The organism is Arthrobacter sp. Hiyo1 (assembly GCF_001263615.2).
Classification (GTDB): domain Bacteria; phylum Actinomycetota; class Actinomycetes; order Actinomycetales; family Micrococcaceae; genus Arthrobacter.
Genome location: NZ_DF952482.1, coordinates 1 through 4,617, shown reverse-complemented (window position 1 = coordinate 4,617; position 4,617 = coordinate 1). Strand labels below are relative to the sequence as shown.

The 4,617-nt window shown below is 62.8% G+C and carries 4 protein-coding genes, 2 tRNA genes and 1 pseudogene; 1 reads left to right on the top strand and 6 read right to left on the bottom strand.

Going from position 1 to position 4,617, the window contains the following annotated elements:
• The 4 genes and pseudogenes from AHiyo1_RS23640 to AHiyo1_RS23625 all read right to left on the bottom strand — a co-directional run.
• The coding region (locus tag AHiyo1_RS23640; protein ID WP_172465741.1) for an ATP-dependent Clp protease proteolytic subunit at nt 1-408 on the bottom strand (408 nt) is incomplete at its 3' end.
• Between the two features lie 37 nt (nt 409-445).
• Nucleotides 446-1,056, bottom strand: a pseudogene (locus tag AHiyo1_RS23635) (ATP-dependent Clp protease proteolytic subunit).
• 241 nt (nt 1,057-1,297) lie between these two features.
• The gene (tig, locus tag AHiyo1_RS23630) at nt 1,298-2,665 is read right to left on the bottom strand and encodes a trigger factor (RefSeq protein ID WP_059390251.1); all 1,368 of its coding nucleotides are present in this window, start codon (nt 2,663-2,665) and stop codon (nt 1,298-1,300) included.
• A gap of 68 nt (nt 2,666-2,733) precedes the next feature.
• A tRNA-Pro gene (locus tag AHiyo1_RS23625) sits at nt 2,734-2,808 on the bottom strand.
• A gap of 153 nt (nt 2,809-2,961) precedes the next feature.
• Here AHiyo1_RS23625 and AHiyo1_RS23620 point away from each other — a divergent pair.
• Nucleotides 2,962-3,035: transfer RNA gene (locus AHiyo1_RS23620), tRNA-Gly, on the top strand.
• 85 nt (nt 3,036-3,120) lie between these two features.
• On the opposite strand, the gene AHiyo1_RS23615 is transcribed toward AHiyo1_RS23620, so the two are convergent.
• Nucleotides 3,121-4,032: an Fpg/Nei family DNA glycosylase gene (locus tag AHiyo1_RS23615; RefSeq protein ID WP_059390250.1), complete on the bottom strand. Its 912-nt coding sequence runs from the start codon at nt 4,030-4,032 to the stop codon at nt 3,121-3,123.
• On the bottom strand, nt 4,032-4,514 hold the full coding sequence (locus tag AHiyo1_RS23610) for a ribose-5-phosphate isomerase (protein WP_059390249.1): 483 nt from the start codon (nt 4,512-4,514) through the stop codon (nt 4,032-4,034). Before AHiyo1_RS23610 ends, AHiyo1_RS23615 begins: the two co-directional genes overlap by 1 nt.
• Nucleotides 4,515-4,617 lie beyond the last annotated feature (103 nt).

The window sequence follows — 4,617 nt, the reverse complement described above, 5'->3', positions numbered from 1 at the left end:
CAGGACCCGGGCGTTGGGCAGGGCGAGGCGTTTGCCCGCCGTACCTGCCGCGAGCAGCACAGCCGCCGCGCTGGCCGCCTGGCCGAGGCACACGGTCTGGATCTCCGGACGAATGTACGTCATCGTGTCGTAGATCGCCGTCATGGCCGTGAACGAGCCACCCGGCGAGTTGATGTACAACGTGATGTCGCGGTCCGGGTCCGTGGACTCGAGCACCAGCAGCTGGGCCATGATGTCGTCGGCAGAAGCGTCGTCAACCTGCACACCGAGAAAGATGATGCGGTCCTCGAAGAGTTTCGTGTACGGGTCCTGGCGCTTGAAGCCGTAGGGCGTGCGCTCCTCGAACTGCGGGAGGACGTAGCGGCTGGACGGGAGATTACCGGCAGACCATCCAAAGTTGTAGTTCATTTTCATTGCTCCTGATCTGAATGTTTCTTGGTGCCGGTTACTTCTCGGAATTCGACGAGTTGGCCGTTCCGCCGCCACCGGCCACAGAGCCTGCGTGGGCGGAGATCTTGTCGAAGAAGCCGTACTCGAGCGCTTCGGTGGCCGTGAACCACTTGTCGCGGTCGTTGTCCTTGAGGATGGTCTCCACGGTCTGTCCGGTCTGTTCGGCTGTCAGCTCGGCCATGACCTTCTTCATGTGAAGGATCAGCTCCGCCTGGATCTTGATGTCCGACGCCGTGCCACCGATGCCGCCGGAAGGCTGGTGCATCAGGATGCGGGCGTTGGGCGTGGCGTAGCGCTTGCCCTTGGTGCCCGAGGAAAGGAGGAACTGGCCCATGGAGGCCGCGAGGCCGGTGGCAACCGTCACGACGTCGTTCGGGATGAACTGCATGGTGTCGTAGATAGCCATGCCGCGGTCACGGAGCCGCCAGGCGAGTTGATGTAGAGGTAGATGTCCTTCTCAGGGTCTTCAGCCGAGAGGAGGAGGAGCTGGGAGCAGATCGCGTTGGCGTTTTCGTCACGGACTTCGGATCCGAGCCAGATGATGCGCTCTTTCAGCAGGCGGTTGTAGATGTAGTTGTCCTGGGCCGCTGGATCGACGGTTGCCATCCTGGGGGCCTCTGCGTGCTGTGACATAAGTACTTACCTCTCGCTGGTGACAGGGCCATTGCTGAACTTGCCATCCCTGATCTTCACTACTTGGACACTAACCGTTTTCCACGGCGATTTGTTCTCCCAAATCGCGCTGTTCGCTGACGGCGCACGATTGCGGAAGGGCGTACTTTGCACGGTTCCGGGGCTTAAACCAAGCCGCCCCGGATCTATGATCCGGGGGCGGCTTGAGTTGAAACTAGAACTTCACTGCGGCGGGGTCGTCGCTCGGAACAACAGCTGCCTCTTCGGCTTCCTCGACGGAGGCCTCTTCGCCTGCGGGGCGCACGAAGTCGCTGAGGTCGACCTTGTTGCCCTCGGAGTCGACAACCTCGGCCTGGCCGAGGACAACTGCGAGAGCCTTACGGCGGCGGACCTCGGAAACCATCATGGGAACCTGGCCACTCTGATCGATGATCTGGGCGAACTGGTTCGGGTCCATGCCGTACTGGCTTGCCGTGGTGACGATGTAGTCGATCAGCTCGTTCTGGCTGACGCTCACTTCTTCCTTGTCGGCAATGGCGTCAAGGATGATCTCGTTCTGGAAGGCGCGGGCGGTGTTGGCCTTGACCTCGGCGCGGTGTTCCTCGGTGTCGTGATCGCCTTCACCGTGGGCGTTCTCCGGGTTGAAGTGCGCTTCGAGCTGCTCTTCGACTACAGAGTCCGGAACCGGAACCTCGATGAGCTCCACGAGCTTGTCCAGGACCTTGTCACGGGCTTCGACGCCCTGGCCGACGACCTTGGACTCAGCGGCCTGCTTGGCAAGGTCTTCACGCAGTTCGGCGAGGGTGTCGAACTCGGATGCCAACTGGGCGAAGTCGTCGTTGGCCTCAGGAAGCTCGCGCTCCTTGACGGTCTTGACAACAACCTTGACCTGGGCTGCTTCGCCGGCGTGCTCGCCGCCAACCAGGGTGGTGTCGAAGATTGCTTCTTCTTCGGCAGAAAGGCCGGTGACGGCCTCATCGAGGCCTTCAAGCATGGTGCCTGCGCCAACCTGGTAGGACAGGCCGGTGGCGGAGTCGATCTCAGCGCCGTCGATCGTGGCGGTGATGTCGATGGTCAGGAAGTCACCATCGGCGGCCGGGCGGTCAACGGACTTCAGCGTGCCGAAGCGGCCGCGGAGCTCGTCGAGGGCCTTGTCGACGTCGGCGTCGGAGGAATCGGCTGCGGCAACCTCTACCTTGATGCCGGCGTAGTCGGGGAGCTCAACCTCGGGACGGACGTCGATCTCAACCTGGAACTTCAGTTCACCGTCGGTCGAGGACGGGTCCGGAACCTCGGTGATCTCAACCTCGGGACGGCTCAGCGGACGGAGGCCGGCTTCCTGGACGGCAGCCTGGTACCAGCCGTTGAGGCCATCGTTGATGGCGGTCTCCAGGACGTAGCCGCGGCCAACGCGCTGGTCAACCAGCTTGGAGGGAACTTTGCCCTTGCGGAACCCGGGAACCTGGATCTGCGAAGCAACGGTCTTGTAAGCGGCATCGATGCTCGGCTTCAGTTCCTCAAAGGGAACCTCAACGTTGAGCTTGACCCGCGTGGCGGTGAGGTTCTCGACAGCGCTCTTCACAGTCTAAGTACTCCTGGTTTTGTGGGATGGGGTTCTGCCGCGTTCCGGACCGGAACAGGCACACAGAGTCGGGGTGACAGGATTTGAACCTGCGACTTCCTGCTCCCAAAGCAGGCGCTCTAGCCAAGCTGAGCTACACCCCGTGAATGCACAGGACAGTCTACGGGCATCTCGCCGGAGAATGCACATTTGACACTTGGCCCCTGAATTAGGTTTAGTTATATCCGGCTTCAACAGCCACCGGAAAGATGCACGGAACCCTCTGATAGATTCGTAGAGACCATGCAGCCTTGCGCGGGGACGTAGCTTAATGGTAAAGCCTCAGTCTTCCAAACTGATTACGCGGGTTCGATTCCCGTCGTCCCCTCCACAGAACGAAGGGCCCCTCCATGAGGGGCCCTTCGTGTTTCCGCCTGTTCGTGTTTCCGCCTGTTTGCGCCCGCCAAAGGCGCACTTCAGTTCTGGCAGCCGGGGCACCAATAGAGTTTGCGCGCACCGATCTCGGCCAGTCCCACTGTTTCGCCGCATCGCCGGCACGGCTGTCCGTGCCGCTTGTAGACAAAGTGCGCCTCGCCGTCGAGCGCTCCGGCGTTCCCGCCGCTCCACAAAGCCGATGGGGTCGTAACAATCCGCCCGTCACGGACGCCGTCGGACATCGCCGCCACGGTGTCATCCCACAGTCGTCCGGCGGTTTCGGCGCCCAGAGAGCTGCCCGGGGTCCACGGATCAACGCGCTGGCGGAACAGCACTTCCGCGCGATAGATATTGCCGATTCCGGCCACGATTGCCTGGTCCATGAGGAGGAGCCCGACGGCGGTCTTGCGGCGCAGCAAGCGGCGGACGAACTCGTCGCGATCGTCGGGCCGGTTGTGGAGAGGATCCGGACCCAGGCGCGCCAGGACGGCAGCGGCCTCCGCATCGGTGATCGCTGCGCACGTCGTAGCGCCCCTGAGATCCGCCCAGCCGTTCGCTGAAATGAGGCGAACGCGGACGGCACCCACGGGCTCAGGCGGACCCGCGTAGCTTCTGGCGCCCCCTTTGCCGGCACCTTGCTCTGCTTCCGGCGAGAAACTCTCCCGTTCGCCGATCCGCCGCGGAGCCCCGATGCTCGAGGCCCCGGTGAAGGATTCATCGCCACCGAAGCTCCACGCACCGTAGAGACCCAGATGGACATGCAGGAGCACCCCGTGGTCAAAACGGAGGAAGAGCTGCTTGCCGTGCGCCGTCGCTTCGAGCAGTTCGTGGCGGTCCAAAAGCGCCGCACCCGCGGTGAAACGGCCCTGGGGGCTGGAGACTTCCAGCACGTGGCCGGCGAAAACATCCTGGAACTGGCGCGCCAGGCGATGGATGGAATGCCCTTCAGGCATTAGGCAACGATTTCGCCGGTGTTCTCGTAGGTAGCGATTTTTCCGATGCGGCGCACGTGGCGTTCGTCGTTGCTGAACGGTTCTTCCAGGAAGGCCTCGATCAGTTCGGTGGCTTCCTCGACGGTGTGCTGGCGGCCGCCGACGGCAACCACGTTGGCGTCGTTGTGCTCCCGGGCAAGCTTTGCGGTCGAAAGGTTCCAGGCGAGCGCGGCCCGGACACCCTTGACCTTGTTCGCGGCGATTTGTTCGCCGTTGCCGGATCCGCCCAGGACGATGCCCAATGCGTGAACGCCGGCCTCTTGGTCGGCGACCACCGCGGCAGCCGCGTTGATGCAGAACGAAGGGTAGTCATCGAGGGCGTCGTACACCTTGGGGCCGTGGTCAACGACGTCGTAGCCTTTGGCGGTCAAGTGGCTTACGAGGTGGGCGCTGAGCTCCATGCCGGCGTGGTCCGTGGCAATGTGGACGCGGGGTGTGGTCACAGGAAGTCCATTCAGTCTGGCGCGCGAACGCGGCAAAGCCGGGCGCGGCGTTGAGGGATGCGGTTCCTAGGTTACTAGGATCGTGCCCCGGCCCACCTCTTAA

Bases quoted from the DNA above. Each gene is read 5' to 3' on its own strand.
- AHiyo1_RS23615 (WP_059390250.1), bottom strand. From the start codon at position 4,032: ATGCCTGAAGGGCATTCCATCCATCGCCTGGCGCGCCAGTTCCAGGAT.